This is a genomic window from Nostoc sp. (assembly GCF_036919555.1).
In the GTDB taxonomy this organism is placed as follows: Bacteria; Cyanobacteriota; Cyanobacteriia; order Cyanobacteriales; family Nostocaceae; genus Nostoc.
Genome location: NZ_JBALCS010000100.1, coordinates 50288 through 67909 on the forward strand (window position 1 = coordinate 50288; position 17622 = coordinate 67909).

The window sequence follows — 17622 nt, forward strand, 5'->3', positions numbered from 1 at the left end:
GCAAGCGGGGAGGGGAGACAAAACGTAGCTTTGGCGGGGTGGGGTTCTTATTTTTGATTTATGCAAGAGGTCTTATCTTCAAAATAGGAAATGAGTAATGAAAAATGGAAAATAGATATTTTTCATGCTTACTCACAAAAAATCGTCACTGTTCATTTATTAATAAATATTATTAATTTTTCAGATTTTGGCGTTACTCTCTTTAGAGATCAAAAACTCTTGGATGCGTTTAACAAACTCTTCTAACTCTGAGATGAAGTTAGTAGTACCTCGACGTTCTTGGTTACGAGCGAATTTTTCTAATTTTTCTGCCGCCAAGTGCATGGTTGTAGCTCCCATATTGGCACTAGCACCTTTAATTTGATGGGCTTGGAGTGCTAGTTCCTGAAAGTCATGAGTTGCGATCGCTATTTTAACTACCTCTAGACGAGGTTGAATATCTTCAACAAATATTTGCAGTAGTTCTAATTCAAATTCTGGGTTGTTTTCCGAGATTTGATGCAAACGTTTCCAATCAATTGGGAGGTCAACTGAACCTACATCTGTCGGAGAAATTGTTTGCTCTGTGGCAGCTGTTTCTTTTACCCTGAATATCACACTTCCCCAACGCTCTAGCGCCTGTGCCAATTTTTCTTTAATTACTGGCTTGCTCAGATAGTCGTCCATTCCGGCATCTAGACACATTTGTTGATCTTCTTTCATGGCATTAGCTGTCATCGCAATTACTACAGGACGACAACCACTAGCAAAGTTGCTTTCTTGCCAACGATGAATTTCTTTTGTGGTTTCTAAACCGTCGAGAACTGGCATTTGGCAATCCATCAGAATTAAATCGTAAGGAATTTTTTCCAATAACTGCAAAACTTCTTTCCCATTACCAGCGACATCAGCGCTATAACCCAGGCTTTGGAGTTGCTTCAAAGCAACTTTCTGATTCACCAAATTATCTTCAGCTAAGAGAATTCTAAAACTTCGGCTTCGCTCAGTTTTAGCAGTTTGACTACGCTCACTACTAAGTTTAGGGGAGTCAGGAGAATGATAATTGCTGTTGTTATCGGAATTTTTCAGTTTTAACTCCTGACTTCTAATTTCTGTCTCCTCTTGTTCGAGCTGCGTTCCTAAGATAGTCATGATCGTATCGAGGAGTCGGGACGGCTTAACAGGTTTCACCAAATAAGCCGCAAATCCGATTTTTAGCGCCCGTTGAATTTCATCCCGTTGATTAGTAGAGGTAAGCATAATCAAAGGTAGCCCAGCGATCGCTGAATTTGCCTTAATTTGCTCTCCTAAAGTCATGCCATCTATTTCTGGCATCTGCATATCAACCACAGCTATGTCATAGAGAATTTTTTGCTTGGCAGACTCCTGAATAGCTTTGAGGGCAATAGTAGCTGAAGCAGCCTGATCTACCAGCATCCCCCAACGGGTAGCTTGATGGTGGATGATTTTGCGATTAGTGGCATTATCATCTACTACTAACAAGCGCCGATTCAGCAAAAGTTCGCGTTTGCTCTTGGCGTTGGCCAAGCGATCGCCTTGTGAGGAAATAGGGTAAAGTTGCTTGGGGAGAGTTACTTCAAACCAAAACTTAGATCCTTTCCCTAACCGACTTTCTACGCCAATTTCTCCTCCCATCATGCTCACTAGTTGCTTGCAGATGGCTAATCCCAAACCTGTGCCGCCATATTTGCGGGTGGTGGAAGCATCTACTTGGGTAAATGGCGTAAAGAGTTTGCTTTTGTCTTCAGGGGTAATCCCAAGACCGGTATCTGTAATGGCAAAATAAATGGTGGCTGTAGTAGAGTTTTCTGTACGCAATTCTGCTCTTAATATTACCTCTCCATTGCTGGTGAACTTGATCGCATTGCTAATTAAGTTCATGAGAATTTGCCGCAGGCGGCCAGCATCGCCTTGAAGGTGAGTGGGGACGTTGCTATAGATCAACGCTGCAATTTCTAATCCCTTATTATGGGCTGAGGGAGCCAATAATTCCAACACCTCTTCCACACAGGTAGATAAGTCAAAATCTAGAGTTTCTAGTACCATTTCCCCAGCCTCAAGTTTGGACAGATCCAAAATTTCGTTGATTAGGCTTAAGAGAGCATCTCCACTAATGCGAATTGTTTCGATAAAATCCTGTTGCTCAGGGTTTAAGGGAGTTTCTAACATTAAACCTGTCATCCCTAACACAGCATTCATCGGAGTCCGAATTTCATGGCTCATGTTCGCCAAAAAGGCACTTTTGGTTTGAGAAGCTAATTCAGCTTGGTGACGAGCAATTTCGAGTTCTCGTCGCTGTTGAGTTTCGGCGTTTAACATTTGCGCTTGGGCTAAGGCAATACCTACTTGGTCAGCTATTTGCCGTAAAAGATGAGTTTCAAAGCTAGACCAGTGGCGGGAACTGCCACACTGATGGACAATCAGCAAACCGCAGAGTTCTTCTTTGACAAGAAGAGGTATGACCAAATGGGACTTGACTCCAAATTCTTGCAGTAATTCCATATGGCTTTTTTCGGCTTCAGCTATATCCAATTCAGCAAGCCCCAGATTCCGTTTTTGACGATACTGCTGTAGATAGTACTGCTGTACGTATTCTGCTTGAAAGTAAGCATCGGTGAGTTTGTTCTCTTTGATTGCCAGCCAGCCAGAAACTACTGCCTCAACCACTGTGGCTCCAGATTTATCTGCCAAAGGTTGATAAATCAAAACTCGATCGCTATGGAGAATTTTTTGTACCTCCGTAACAGTGATTTGGAGAATTTCTTTGATTTGCAAAGACTGACGAATCTTGAGGGTAATTTCAGTAAATAGTTGCGATCGCAAGTTTTGGCGCTGGAGTTCATCTTCTGCTTGCTTGCGTTCAATAAACTGCCCTATTTGCTCACCAATAGAATTCATGACTGTTGCCAAATCTGGTTCAGGTTGCTGAATCTGATGGCTAAAGCAGGTTATGACACCGAGGATTTTTTTACCACCACGGATCGGAAAACCGAAAGCTCCGTGCAGTTCTGCTTGGGCAGCGATTTGAAAGCGGACGAAATTGTGATCTTTAACGACATCAGAAATCCAAACAGGTTCACCACTAGCCCAGACACGGCCCGGCAACCCAATTCCTGGTGCAAAGGTGATCTGTCGACTTAAGAGGTCAAATTCTTGCATCTCAAAGGAGACTTTATACCATGAATTTAGCAATCTGAGTAGATTTGCTTGCTGATCTATCAGCCAAAATTCACTTAAATCCCATCCCAAACTTACGCAGATTCCTTGCATGATTTGGGGCATCGCTTCCTTGATTGTAGTTGACTCTGCTAAGACGCGGGTTGTAGCATACTCTGCTTTGAGATGCTGTTGGGTTCGTTTCCGTAAGCGAAGCTCCTCGTGGACATCGCTGATGTCAATACCTGTGCCAATAATATATTCAACGTCGCCCTTATCGTCTTGCAAAGTAGTGTTAGTCCAGGCAATCAGCCGCCGATTGCCATCCTTTGTTACCCAATAGTTTTCGTATTTATAGGGCGCTTCACCAGATCGCAACTGCTCAAAAACTGCTTTAACTGGCTCGCTCTCTTCCGGAAGTAAAAACAAGTTCCAGAAATGCCTTCCTCTCACCTCATCAAATGAGTAACCAGTTGTTTGTTCACAAGCTTGATTGAAGCGAACGATTTGCCCTTGTGTGTCAATAACTATTACTAAAGTGCTGGCTGTATCAAGGACTGCTGAGATAAAGTTGCGTTCTTTGTTCAGTGTCTCCTCTGTTAATTGACGCTGTTTTACCTCACGATAAATCAAGAAGTAGACTATAGCCAGAATCAGAAAACTGAGGAGAATTGCGATCGCCTGCATCAAAAGAGTATTGCGAGCAATACTTTTTGTGATTTTTAACTGCTGCTGAAGTTCTTCGGTATCTTTGTTTTCCATCTCACGAATGATATTGCGGATATCACTCATTAAGTTATCTTCCTGATTTCTATTTATTACCTCCAATGCAGCATCTAATCCTAAATTCTGGCGCGAGTCGATAGTCTTTTTCAGTTCGTTCAGTTTTACTGTGATCAGGGGTTCAAGGGTGTCAAGTTGACTCAGTTGCTTAGGATCATCTGCTGTTAATTTTCTTAGCTGCTTAATTTCGGGAGCAAGTTTAGTAATTGCAGTCTGATATGGTTTTAGATACGCATCCTGTCTAGTGAGTATATAACCACGTTGTCCTGTTTCAGCATCCTTGATATTAGACAGTAGTTCTTGTAAGCTGTTGATTGTCAGTTGGGTGTTATTCAACTGTTTACTAGTATTAATCAATACTTTCGTACTTTGGTAAAAGAGCGTGCCAATCAGGACTAAAATTGCCAACGTCAACCCAAACCCTGCGGTAACCTTTTTTAAAAATTCTTTGCTTGTCTTCTGTACTTGTTTGCGTGTATCACTTGCCAATTCCAAACTTGCTAAGTTGCGCCGCATTTCTAGTTGCTTGATTACCTGGCGACCTAGCATTCGTAATCCTTCAACTTGTTCTGGAGACAGGTTTCTTCCCACATGGTCAATTACACAAAGTGTTCCTAGTGCATATCCTTCAGAGTTAATTAGTGGTACTCCAGCATAAAACCGAACATTTGGGTCAGAAATGACTAGTGGGTTTGTAGCGAACCTTTGGTCTTTTGTGGCATCAGGCACCATAAAAACTTCAGGTTGCATAATAGCATGAGCGCAGAATGCTATATTTCGGGGTGTTTGTTGGGCATCCAAACCAACCTTTGACTTGAACCACTGGCGATCGCTATCAACTAAACTGATTAAAGCAATGGGAGTTCCACAAATATATGAAGCTAAACGGGTGAGGTCGTCAAAAGCAGCTTCCGAACGAGTATCGAGAATCTTATACTGCAAAAGAGATTCGATTCGCTGTCTTTCGTTATCAGGTAATGGTGTTTTCATTCTTTAGTGATTCCTAAAATTTGACCCGCAACTGTCCTGTCAAAGAATTACCACTGTAGGCACTTCCCCCAGTATCTTGATTGCGGACATTACTAAAGCTATAGCCCAAGTCTGCTTCGATATTGGGCGACAGCTTGATCGTACAGCGCGTTTGATAGATATTGGCGTTGTCAAATTCTCCTTTAAGTCGCTGTCGTCCTAAATTGGCAGCGAGGCGACAGTGTAAGAAATTAGCAATATCTCCCTCCCAAGCCACCTCAGCGTTGTAAACTAGAAAATCTGGTGGGGAAAAATAGCCACTTGTGCGTTCTAAATCGCGATCGTAACTCCAACTGAATAAGTTAGCTGCCAGAGAAAATTGTCCAAACTTGCGCTCTAATCTACTAAAAGATTGCACATCGGAATTACCATCGTTGTAACTACTCAAACGCAATGACGAAAACAAGCTGGTGTTACGGTCAATCTGCCAATATAAATCAGGCCCAAATCGCCAAGCAGTAATTTGATTGCCTAAAGTTCGGGCATTGGATTTATAAGGCCCTTGTTCTAAATTACCTGATAATACTACTACCGATAGCAATTGACCTGATGGTGAAACTTGCGGCGGCGAAATGGGAGCCTCCACCTTAGCATTAAGATTGATAGCTGTGGGTAAACGATTAAACACATCGACTCCGACTGCTGTTTGCAGAGTCACTTGCCCAATTTTTGCTTGCCATCCAACTTGTAAGGGAAAATTGGTAATTGATTCAACACCGCGTTGCTCAAAGAAGTTAAAACCTGTCTTGAAAAATATTTTATTGCCATTACTTAATCGAAACTGAGCCGTTGGTTCAAAGAAAAAATTGGTTTGACCAAAGTTGTCTGTCTCATAGTGATAATCTGTATAAATACTTTCTAAAACTACATCCGGCGTTCCTGGTTCGGTGGAAGTTGTTGGTGAGCCAGAATTCTGCGGTGGTTTGGGTAACGCTGGTGGTTTGGGTCGCACTGGCGGTAATTGCAGATCAGGATTGAAGTTTTCGGGTGCCGCCATCAAAATAGGTGTAGGATTTACTTTGATGACTTGCTCGGTCAATTCCGAAGGTAATTTCCAGGTCTGATGTGCTTGGGCAGCTTGTAACTTAGCTTCTGATAATGTCCAAATACCGACGCTACAGATTACTCCTAATTGAATCTGTAGACATTTCAAGGTTAACTCAGTGTACAAACTAGATCGAGAAGCAAAAAGATCAAGTCTAAAACTATCTGTCATTGGTCGAGACTATAGTTGTAAATAAAAAACTTGCTGCCAAAAATTTTCTGGCTGCTAGCTGATCTATTCGGCTTGGGATTATGATGCCCACAATAGACGCTGATTAAGACATCGCAAAAAAAAAAGACGTTACTGTCGGTAACGCCTTTTCTCCCCCTCAACTATGCTTACGGTGTATACACAAGTCATTAAATTACCTAAAACCTCACCCTGTCCTGACTTTAATCTCTCTCCTTACTAAGAAGAGGGACAGGTTTTGCGTAGCATAACCAGGGTGAGGTTTCTTTGGGCTTTTCTTAGGGATAAGAATTAAATAACATACAATTTATGTCCCTGGCTTACCTCACCCTCAATCCCTCTCCTTATAAAGGAGAGGGAAGCTTGAGACAGGATGAAGTTTTGCATTTTATTTAATCCACGTTTCTTAGTACTATTCCACTCTATGCCCGATATCTCTCCGGTAATATATTCCCTCAAACTGAATATATTTGATCCCTGCGTAGGCTTGAGCGATCGCTTGCTCAAAATTTTCTCCGATTCCAGTCACATTTAATACTCGACCCCCATCTGTCACTAGTTCTTGTTGCTGGTTCAACTTCGTACCTGCATGAAATACAGTTGCTCCTGTTGCCTCTGCCTCGCCAATGCCAGTAATCACCTGGCCTTTCTCATATTCTCGTGGATAACCCCCAGAAGCTGCAACGACAGTGGCAGATGCTCCCCCTTTCCAAGCAATGGGCGGCAATTCACTTAATCGCTGCTGTACACAGGCGAGAAGCAACTCTTCTAGGGGTGTTTCTAACAGTGGCAAAATCACCTGGGTTTCTGGATCACCAAAGCGACAGTTAAATTCCAAAACTTTCAAGTCACCATCAGGTGCAATCATTAATCCAGCATACAATACACCTCGGTAATCAATCCCTTTAGCTCGTAAGGTTGCGATCGCCTTTTCTAAGACTTCTGTTTGAATACGTGCCATCAAAGAAGGCCCAGCAATGGGTGCTGGGCTGTATGCTCCCATCCCGCCAGTATTTTCCCCTGTATCGCCGTCACCAATCCGCTTATGATCTTGAGCTGGCAGCAAGGGTCGAATTGTTAACCCATCCGTCAACGCTAAAACTGACACTTCTTGCCCAATTAAACATTCTTCAATGACGACAAATTTACCAGCACTGCCAAACTGTCCTTGAAAAATTGCATCAACGGCATTTTCCGCCTGTTCAACTGTTTCAGCTACGGTTACACCCTTACCAGCCGCCAAGCCATCAGCTTTGACGACAATTGGCGCTCCCTGAGATTTTACGTAATATTTTGCTGCGACTGCCTCCGTAAATACCGTAGATCGTGCCGTCGGAATCCCTGCTTCTTGCATCAGGGCTTTTGCCCAAGCTTTACTCGCTTCAATTTGCGCTCCGGCTCTGACTGGGCCAAATACCATTAGTCCTTTGTCTTGGAGGTAATCTGTGATTCCCCTCGCCAAGGGGACTTCTGGCCCAACTATTACCAGAGTTATGCCATGTTCTAGAGCATATTGGCTCATGCCCTCAAAATCATCTACTGCTAGGGGCAAGTTTTGGCAACGTTCCATATTTGCTGTGCCCCCATTCCCTGGTACACAGACAACTTCCTCAATTTGCTTAGATTGCAACAGTTTCCATGCCAGAGCGTGTTCGCGCCCCCCATTACCTACAACTAAAACTTTCACTGATTTCCTTGTGCGTCCCTTGCGAAACGAGAATGCCGTATTCAGCTCTCGCGGATCAATTTTTTCATCAATTATCACACTTGTGCAAGTTTCTTATGATTCAGTACGGTTGGGTTAAGGATAATTGTAGATTCGGTTGAACATTCGTGTTACCCAACATTAAACGTTAATTGTTGGGTTTCGTTCCTCAGAGGATGTTTGAAAAGTCGTAAAGTATACCAAAAACCCCGCTTCCATTCCTCTCCCCGTTGGCGTCAGCCTGCCGTTAGGCAAGGGTCGAGAGGCTTTGAAACCCCCCTTCCCTTGTAGGGAATGGCAGGGTGGTTTCATACAAAGAAAGAAAAAACTTTGTGCAGTTGGTTGGAGAGGGCACGTTGTGCTTGAGGAATAGTTCGGAAACAGAGTTTGCGGGCGATCGGAATGAAAAAGTTGTGTAAGATAGACCAATTGACAGGGGCATTGCCACCACGCCGTGGTGGAAAGTCTTCTTGGAATGTCACATCTCGAACCCAATGCAGTCGATTTTCGATGCCCCAATGCCCTTGGATGTCAACAGAACTCGGAGATTAATTGTTGTACGATCGCCACTTCACTAATTTTTTTGTTTGACATTGGTTTCATATAAACAGAGAAAAATGACAATGCGTAAGTGCAAAGCTAGAGCAACTCTGTGATGGAAAATAATCGTTGTCGGTCTATTTGCTGAAGCTTGATTTTTTCAGCGTAGAAAGCCTGATAATAAAATTGATACCGCTCTGGTTCAGCTTCTGGATCAGTTTGTTGCCATAATTCCAAAAAGTGACGGTAGCGTTTTTCAAGCATTACCAAATCCATGCAAGCGATCGCAGCTTGAACCACTTGCGGAGTCCGAAGTATTTCTTTCTTCCATTTCTCGTTCAGATGAAATAGATGCGACACTAATCCCAATTCTTCAGACGATTCTAGGTATCTGTTTTGCAAACTTGATATTAAATTTAGCTGTTCCACTGTTGTTTCTAAAATCTGTTGCCATAAAAATCGGTGATGGGAAAGGCTAAATTGCAAATCTCGTTCTTCTAGTTCGGCAATAATCGCTTGACGCTGTTCAGGACAATGTAAGTAAATCCTGAGTAATAACGCCTCGGCGTGTTCTAAAAGACTGCGTTCTGTAGGGAGTGGAGAGTGGGAAACTTTGCCACCTCCCCATGCTTTCTTCGCTGATACAGGCTTAGAGTATGTAGCCGCAACCGGAGCAATTTGAGTTAGCAGATTTTCAACTCGTAGGGGTATAAGTCTGGTATCTCCCAAGCTGAGTATTTCTGCACAGTAGGAAACGTAATAGTTGCGTGTATCGCTGTTAGCTATATTTTTAAGTAATTTGACTAATTGCTGAGTTACTTGCTGAAAATCGGTAGCCTGTCTTAAGTCGCGGTCTTTAATAATTTCTTGAATCTGCCAGTCTAGCCAAAGTGGGGCATTTTTTAGCAGTTCTCCATAATCTTCTGATGTGTGACTATATAAGTATTCATCAGCATCTTTACCATCGGGTAAATTGAGAATTTTTAGCTGAACTTCGCCCTTGTATGCTAATTCGGCAATTTCACCGATCGCTCTTTCGGCGGCATTTGTTCCGGCTTTATCAGCATCAAAGTTGAGTACTAATTGTTTCGATTCGGTGTAGCGTAATATTAACCGGACTTGTTCTAAGCTTAAGGCAGTACCGAGAGAGGCGATCGCGTTATTAATACCAGCAGCGTGGAGGGCGATCGCATCAAAATATCCCTCTACCACCACCGCTTGATCGAGTTGAGAAATCCCACCTTTGGCTTGATCGAGGGCAAATAATGTTTTACCTTTACTAAAAAGTTCCGTTTCTGGTGAATTCAGATATTTAGGTTGTTCATCCGTGAGGGTTCTACCACCAAAGGCAATGACGCGCCCTTGGACATCACAGATGGGAATCATTAAGCGATCGCGGAATACATCATAATAACCGCCCCCTTCCTTGCGTGGCTTAATCAATCCCGCTTTTTCCAGTATTTGGGCGGGCAAACGCTTATCTTCCACTAGATAACGATGGAGAGTTTCCCAACCTGCGGGAGCGTAACCTAAACCAAATTGCTGTATAGTTTCTTCTTTGAGTTGGCGGTTAGATTGCAAATATTCAAGTGCCTTTTGCCCTTGTGATTGTCTCAGGGCATGCTGATAAAACTGTGCGGACCTTGCCAGAACTTCATACAACTGCTCACGCAAAGATAGCTGACGCTGTAATTCTTGGCGTTGTTCGGGTTCTAAGGTTTGCACAGGTACTTGGTAACGCCGTGCTAAATCCAGCACCACGTCAGCAAAAGAACGCTTTCCCAACTCCATGACAAACTTAATGGCATTTCCCCCAGCTTGACAGCCGAAGCAATAGTACATTTGCTTGGTTTGGCTGACGGTGAAGCTAGGAGATTTTTCATCATGGAAGGGGCACAAACCGACAAAATCCTTGCCACGTTTGCGTAAAACTACGTATTCCGAGACAACATCTACAATATCAGATCGTAGTTTAACTTCCTCAATTGTGTCTGGGTGCAAGCGGGGGATTTGCATGGCTTTGTCATTAGTCATTAGTCATTGGTCAAAGAAGAGGAAAAGGGGCAGGGGGCAGGGAGCAGGGGGGAGAACCCCATAAATAAATTTAGTTGCTCTGAAAACGGACGCATTATTTTTCGTGGCACTTGACGCTCAAAATAAATATTTTTGCTTTTGGGCATAAATAAATTTAGTTGCTCTGAAACCCTTGATTGCTGGGGAATTCGGTGAATCTTTCTCCCCCTGCCCCCTGCCCCCTGCTCCCCTGCCTCTTTGGTCATTGGTCATTGGTCATGAACTTTGGAGAAATAACAAAGGACAAATGACAAAGGACTTCTGATCGCTATTATATTCTTGTTGCTAGACCAAGCATGATGTATAGAATTGCTTACACTTAATTTTATCAGAGGAAATACTGAAAATGGGACGTATTTTTATATCGGCGGCTCATGGAGGCAAAGAAGCTAGAGGAATCGATACAGGTGCGATCGCAGGTGGTACAAGTGAAGCTAAAGAAATGATTCTGCTGCGGGATTTGATTGTCACGGAACTAAGAGCGCGGAATTTGGAAATTTTGGCGGTTCCTGATGACTTGAGTGCCGCCCAAACTATCACCTGGATCAATTCCCGTGGTCGCCCTGGTGATATCGCCCTAGAAATTCAATCTAATGCGGCTAACAGCCCTTCTGTGCGTGGGGCTAGCGTCTTCTACATTGCTAATAATAGCGATCGCAAGAGTAATGCTGAACAGTTGCAAATGGGGTTATTACGCCGCGTACCCCAATTACCGAATCGGGGAGTCAGGCCAGATACAGATAGTGGATTGGGTAGTTTAGCATTCTGTCGCCAGACAACGCTTCCGGCTTTGGTGATGCAAGTGGGGTTTCTCAGCAATCCAGAGGATCGGGCTTTGCTGCAAACTCGTCGCCGCGATTTTGCTTTGGGAATTGTCGATGGATTAGTAACTTGGAGTCGTGTGATTGACCCCACTCCTGGAACTCCGGCGGAACTGAATTATCCGGCAATTAATATTAATATTAATGGGCAAAGTTACTCAGAGCAAGGGGTTTTAGTTAATGGGAATGCTTACATCCCCATTGATTTAGTAGACCTTTTACGGATTGACCTTTCTAAAGCAGCTAATGTCAATCGGATTACCTATCACAAAATTGTTTATGTCAAAGCGATCGAACTGCGAGATTTTAAGATTGCAGTTAGTTGGGATGCTGCAACTCATACTGTCAGCTTGCGCTCGAATTTGACGGTTTGCCCTGGTCAATTTGACCGAGTGATGTCGAATGGTAATACTTCAGAAGTACAGTTACAATTATTTCTCAAAAACAATAATGAAAATGCTTTGGTAAAGTTTCCTGACATCCCAAAAATTTATCGGGAAGAAGCAGGTATTGAGGGAGTAAACTATGATATTGCCTTTTGTCAAATGTGTGTAGAAACTGGATTTTTACGGTTTGGTGGTGATATTAAACCTGAGCAAAATAACTTTGCTGGCTTAGGTGCGATCGGTGGTGGTTCGGAAGCTGCATCTTTTCCAAGTGCCAGAATTGGTGTAAGGGCACACGTCCAACATTTGAAAGCTTACGCCAGTTTAGAACCTTTGGTACAAGAAGTAGTAGATCCCAGGTTTCGCTTTGTCACACGCGGGATTGCAACATTAATTGATCAGCTATCAGGGCGGTGGTCAGCAGATTTGGATTATGGTACAAAGATTTCAGCAATGCTCAAACGATTATATGAATCAGCAGGACTTCTTTGAGTATTCAGTAACTTCTTCTAGCAATTTTTAGGGCATTAGCTTTGTGATCGTCCCATTAAGTAGTAGAGCGTTAGTAGCAAGTCATAACAGTAGTTTAGAGTTTACCAGCCTCGCAAAACTATCAAGTGCAAACTTGCTTGCAGAAGTCGATCTTCATCGGGCTGTAGCAAGTTTAAAGCTAAGGCAAGACAAAAAAGTATCGATGGGTCAGTTTCTAACTCCCGCATCAGTAGCCCAATTGATGGCTGGGATGTTTAATCGGCTGGATTTACCGGAAATATCCTTGCTTGATGCTGGAGCCGGAATCGGATCATTACTAGCCGCTTTTGTAGCAAAAGTATGCCAGCATCGACAACATACGTCAAGTTTGCGCGTTGTAGCCTATGAAATTGACCCTTTTCTAATTGGATATTTGGATCAGACTCTAAAGCTATGTGAGAGGGAATGTGAATATGTGGGTATTTCCTTCAATTACGAAATTCGTGAGACTGATTTTATCGAAGATGCAGTCAGGCTGCTTCAGATTGGTTTATTGAATAGTGCAAACGCAACAGAATTTACCCATGCTATTCTCAACCCGCCTTATTTGAAAATCAATGCTCATTCCCAGGTGCGCGAATTGTTGCGTTCCATCGGTTTGGAGACTAGCAATCTTTATACTGGTTTTATGGCTGCTACAGCGCAACTTCTAAAACCAAGTGGGGAGTTTGTAGCGATTACGCCGCGCAGCTTTTGTAATGGGCCTTATTTCCGTGACTTCCGCAAGATGTTTTTAGAGATGATGGCTTTAGAGCAACTACATCTTTTTGAGTCGCGGCAAGAAGTATTTAGTGACGATGATGTTTTGCAGGAAACTATCATCATCCAAGCTACAAAACAAACGCAAAAATCTAGCAGCGTCATCATCAATACCAGTTCTGGTGCTAATGAGGACTTGTTCATGTCACACTCTGTACCATATACAGCCTTAGTTAAGCCCGATGATTTAGAGCAGTTTATTCATATTCTTCCAGATAAGATTAGCCAGCAAATCGTTCAGCGAATGGCGCTTTTTACCTGTACTTTGAAAGATTTAGGGCTAACAGTTTCAACCGGACGGGTAGTAGATTTCCGAGCAAAAGAGTACTTAAGGACAAATTTAGAAAACAATACCGTTCCTTTAATTTATCCGGTAAATTTCTCGAATGGATATGTAGAGTATCCCAAAATAACCAAAAAGCCCCAAGCGATAGTTTATATAGAAGAAACAGCAAATCTTCTGATACCAAATAAGCATTATGTCCTCTGCAAAAGATTTTCATCGAAAGAAGAGAAAAGGCGTGTGGTTGCGGTGGTTTATGATGCCAAGCAATTTAATTATGCCTATGTCGGCTTTGAAAATCATTTAAATTACTTTCACAAAAATGGGTGTGGACTTAGCCTTACCTTGGCTCGTGGGCTTGCTGTTTATCTAAATTCAACCCTAGTTGATGCTTTTTTTCGGTTGTTTAATGGGCATACCCAGGTAAATGCAACAGATTTGCGAAAATTAAAGTACCCTAATTTGTCACAGTTATTGTCTTTAGGGACGGGGATTAAAGAGCAGTTTCCTTGTTTGCGGGAAATTGATGAACTTATCGAAAATCAGCTACTTAGTATGTCGAATCTATCAGAAAATAATCCCATTGCAACTAAGTCTCGAATTGATGAAGCGCTGCAAATCTTGACTCAATTGGGCTTTCCACGAGCACAGCTTAACGAACGATCGGCTTTAACTCTCCTGGCGTTACTTGACTTAAAACCGACAGACTCTTGGCAATTAGCAACTTCCCCTTTGATGGGAATTACGCCGATGATGGACTTCATGGCTCAACATTATGGCAAAACCTATAAGCCTAATACACGGGAAACAGTTCGCCGCCAGACAGTGCATCAATTTCTAGATGCAGCTTTGATAGTTGCTAATCCAGATGATTTAAGCCGCCCTATCAACAGTCCAAAAACTGTATATCAAATCGAAAACAGTGCGCTCGAACTATTAAGAACTTATGGTACTGACGAATGGGAAAAGAGCATTCACACCTACCTTGCTTCGGTTGAAACTCTGAAAAAGCAGTATGCTCAAGAACGTGAAATGTCCCGTATTCCGATAGTAATTGCAGGGGAAATTAAAACTTTATCGCCAGGTGGTCAGAATATTCTAATTGAAAAAATTATTAATGATTTTGCCCCTCGTTTTACTCCTAGTGGAAAGCTCATCTATGTTGGCGATACAGATGAAAAGTTCGCCCACTTCGATGAAGCAGGATTGACAGATTTGGGCGTTAATATTGATTCCCACGGCAAAATGCCAGATGTGATCATTCACTTCACAACAAATAACTGGTTGGTACTGATTGAAGCTGTAACCTCACATGGGCCAATTAATCCTAAACGGAAGAAGGAACTTGAAGTCCTATTCAGAAGTGCCCAAATACCTTTGGTGATGGTAACAACATTTCTCAGTCGTAAGACAATGGTGGCATATCTGGCAGACATTGCTTGGGAAACAGATGTTTGGGTTGCGGAAGATTCAACTCACTTAATTCATTTCAATGGTGAATATCTATTGCAGGCTTACCAAATAGATATGTAGATTTATTAATAAATTATCTATGAAGTATATCTGGTTTATATACTTTCCATCACATAACCAAAAATTCATTAAGGTATGAAACCAATAGCAGGACTAGAAAAGCGGTATAACAATTCGATTGGAGCAGCCTGCCGAAAAATCAGCTATGGCTCTGCTTGAGAGTAAAATAGACTCATGAAATTTCAGTGGGATGCAAACAAAGCAGTTAGTAATGCCGAAAAGCATAGTGTGTCTTTTGAAGAAGCTGTTACGCTTTTCGGAGATCCACTAGCCATCACGATTCCAGATCCTGATCACTCAGTAGGCGAATTTCGTCTTCTGACTACAGGTTTATCTAGGTTACAACGTCTTTTGGTTGTATCCCATACAGAAGGAGAAGGTGAAGTGCGTTTGATCAGTGCTCGTTTAGCCACTCGACAGGAAAGAAAAAGCTATGAGTCAGGAACCTGAAATGAACATCAATGATGAGATAAAACCTGAATATGATTTTTCAGATGGTGTCCGTGGCAAGTATTACGAAGCGTATATGCAATCGAGTAATGTTGTGATTCTTGATCCAGATGTCGCAGAAATCTTTCGAGATTCGGCTTCTGTTAATGAGGCGTTGCGATTGCTTGCAAAAATTGCGAAGGCGACTGCGGTATAACATCGCCCGTAATTATTCTTAGCGATCGCTATCCTAATGATCAAATTACTTGTTTACATATCTCCCTTATATTCTTCTAACAATTGCGGAATGTGATCATACCCATCCACACCGATAACTGCAATGATTTTAGGGCGATGTTGCTGTAAGAACTTTTGGAAAGCTTCTGCCCCGATTTGTCCTTGTAAAATTGTCAGTAACCCTGCCGCTTGCCGCCACTCACTAGAAGCTATTTGCTCTAAAAGATACATTCCCAAGCAGCCAGTGTAAACAGTTTTTTCGGAATTTTGTAGATGGTAATAAGCTTCTGCCAAATAAGCTAAGTTCCGCCCTTGGAGATACAAATCACCAGAAACTTGGGCTGTTTTAAAGCCATCTTCAAGATATTTAATTGCAGTTTGATGTTGTCCAATTACTAAATAGGCAATTCCTAAGCTGCTGACACATAAAGCTTTACTTTGAATATCGCCTAATTTTTCTGATAATCTTAAACCTTGTTCCAAATAGTTAATTGCGGCTTCATAAGTTTCGGGTTCTAGGTTTTCCAGTTCCTGAGCTTGCATGACTTCGCTATAACCTAAATTTACCAGCGCGTTTGCCTCTCCGGTGCGATCGCCTGCTTGCCGACTTAGGATTAATGCTCGTTGACTATAGTTAATTGCCTCAGCATAATTTTGCTGTTGCACGTAGGTACGGCTGAGGTGGTTAAGATTGGCAATTTCACAGGGGCGATCGCCTGCATTTCTGGCTATCTCTAGCGCCTGCTGATGAAAATCAATCGATCGCTGGTATTGCCCTAAAGCACGCTGAGAATAACCTAGAAGGGTCAAAATACGCGCCTTTTCTTGGGTTCCCTCGCCTCTTCGCAATGGTTCATCCAAATAATCTAGGGCATCTCGCAAATAAGTGCCAGTAAAAGAGGCAAAAATCCCGCCGTAAAAGGGAAAATACGGACGCTGGGCAAAGGTTCGCAAAATCTGAAGCATGATTTGAGAACAGGCATCGCCGTACACTGTCCCAATGCTCCCAAAACCACTTGCTAATTGACTCCAAATCACTGCAAAAGTCAAGAAAGTGGAAATGGACAACTTTGGCCCGGCTTTAACATCGTAAGCTTGTTGGTCAAACCAGTTAATTAGTCCCCGTTGCAAGTACTGTAAAATCAATGCCATTTCCACCCAATCTCTAAGGGTGATTCCCCGTTGTCGCTGGGCAAACTCAATTGCCGATTCTTCCATCGCCAAGGTGCGAAGCAGTGCTTTGGGTAACTCACTATTCAGTTGTTTGGCCCAACTTGCCCAAGGGCCACGTTCTCCGGGTACGCCGCCAAATCCTAAAGATTCTTTTTGCTCGTACATCCAACTGAGCAAGTTGTCTTGCAATCGCTGCCAAGAAGCTAAACCACGGGTAATCCCTTCGGAAAATTGTTCTAAATCAGAATCTGCCTGAGCAAATTGCTGTAATGCTCTTGACAACTGCTGTAGCTGTTGCAAATTTAGCGGATACTTCTGATTGGGGTCAGTAACCCGTAAAAATGTCGCCAGACGCTCGTCAGCAGGGGCTGTGGTAATTTCTGAAACTGCGGAGGCGATCGCTTCTGTGGCTTTGTTTTGTTCTTGCCAGCGTTGCCATTGACTTTGAATGGTCTTAATGGCTCTCAAACTCCGAGTCGCCTTGCCTTTCTTGAGTTCGTCTTTTTCGCTATCTACTTGACTTTGGAGGGCATTCAGGCGATCGCTCAAAACTAGCTCAAAGACTTCCCCTGTACCGGAAGTGATTCCTTTAAGCAGCATTTGATACACCATCTCAACAGAGCTAATTTTGCCCTTGAGGGTGGTTTCAACAATTTCATCGATTAAGGCAAGATAGCGATCGCGCAATGGCAAAGAGTCTGACACTTTGGCTATTAGAGAATGTCACGTCAATTATAATTCTAGTCTGGGAAGTGGGGAGTGGGGGAGGGCAGAGGTCTTTGAACTCCATTAATGAGGCTTTGAACTCCATTAATGAGGCTTTGAACTCCATTAACGAGTCAAATGGCACTAGGGCTATTTCGTTCTAGACATAAACCGCCCAGAACTAAAGTTCCGGGCTAATAGCTAAAGTCCGTTTTAACGGACTATAACCTTTTCTCAGTCGTCTT

10 protein-coding genes are annotated in these 17622 nt (G+C 42.8%); 4 read left to right on the forward strand and 6 right to left on the reverse strand.

Translation table 11 applies throughout. The features are described from left to right. Positions 1 to 180: 180 nt before the first annotated feature. From V7K36_RS28260 to dnaG, 5 genes are all read right to left on the reverse strand, one after another. A complete protein-coding gene (locus V7K36_RS28260; protein WP_335120976.1) occupies positions 181 to 4929 on the reverse strand; it encodes a response regulator in 4749 nt (1582 codons plus the stop codon). Between the two features lie 13 nt (positions 4930 to 4942). Then, complete coding sequence (locus V7K36_RS28265) at positions 4943 to 6184, reverse strand: hypothetical protein (protein WP_335120977.1); 1242 nt, start codon at positions 6182 to 6184, stop codon at positions 4943 to 4945. Positions 6185 to 6614: 430 nt separating this feature from the next. After that, on the reverse strand, positions 6615 to 7889 hold the full coding sequence (gene purD / locus V7K36_RS28270; RefSeq protein ID WP_335121010.1) for a phosphoribosylamine--glycine ligase: 1275 nt from the start codon (positions 7887 to 7889) through the stop codon (positions 6615 to 6617). A gap of 326 nt (positions 7890 to 8215) precedes the next feature. Beyond that, positions 8216 to 8389 (reverse strand): hypothetical protein, encoded by a 174-nt coding sequence (locus tag V7K36_RS28275; RefSeq protein WP_335120978.1) that lies wholly within the window; start codon positions 8387 to 8389, stop codon positions 8216 to 8218. A gap of 157 nt (positions 8390 to 8546) precedes the next feature. After that, on the reverse strand, positions 8547 to 10463 hold the full coding sequence (dnaG, locus tag V7K36_RS28280; RefSeq protein WP_335121011.1) for a DNA primase: 1917 nt from the start codon (positions 10461 to 10463) through the stop codon (positions 8547 to 8549). A gap of 403 nt (positions 10464 to 10866) precedes the next feature. On the opposite strand from dnaG, the gene tftA reads away from it, so the two are divergent. The 4 genes from tftA (at position 10867) to V7K36_RS28300 (ending at position 15479) form a co-directional block, all read left to right on the forward strand. Continuing rightward, the gene (gene tftA, locus V7K36_RS28285) at positions 10867 to 12219 is read left to right on the forward strand and encodes a hormogonium tapered terminus morphoprotein TftA (protein ID WP_335120980.1); all 1353 of its coding nucleotides are present in this window, start codon (positions 10867 to 10869) and stop codon (positions 12217 to 12219) included. Between the two features lie 43 nt (positions 12220 to 12262). Next, a complete protein-coding gene (locus tag V7K36_RS28290) occupies positions 12263 to 14833 on the forward strand; it encodes a BsuBI/PstI family type II restriction endonuclease (protein WP_442948525.1) in 2571 nt (856 codons plus the stop codon). A 174-nt stretch (positions 14834 to 15007) separates the two neighbouring features. Continuing rightward, complete coding sequence (locus V7K36_RS28295; RefSeq protein WP_335120982.1) at positions 15008 to 15283, forward strand: BrnT family toxin; 276 nt, start codon at positions 15008 to 15010, stop codon at positions 15281 to 15283. Then, on the forward strand, positions 15267 to 15479 hold the full coding sequence (locus tag V7K36_RS28300; RefSeq protein WP_335120983.1) for a hypothetical protein: 213 nt from the start codon (positions 15267 to 15269) through the stop codon (positions 15477 to 15479). The genes V7K36_RS28295 and V7K36_RS28300 overlap by 17 nt, the downstream gene beginning before the upstream one ends. 53 nt (positions 15480 to 15532) lie before the next feature. On the opposite strand, the gene V7K36_RS28305 is transcribed toward V7K36_RS28300, so the two are convergent. Then, positions 15533 to 17377: a tetratricopeptide repeat protein gene (locus tag V7K36_RS28305; protein ID WP_335120984.1), complete on the reverse strand. Its 1845-nt coding sequence runs from the start codon at positions 17375 to 17377 to the stop codon at positions 15533 to 15535. Between the last annotated feature and the right edge of the window lie 245 nt (positions 17378 to 17622).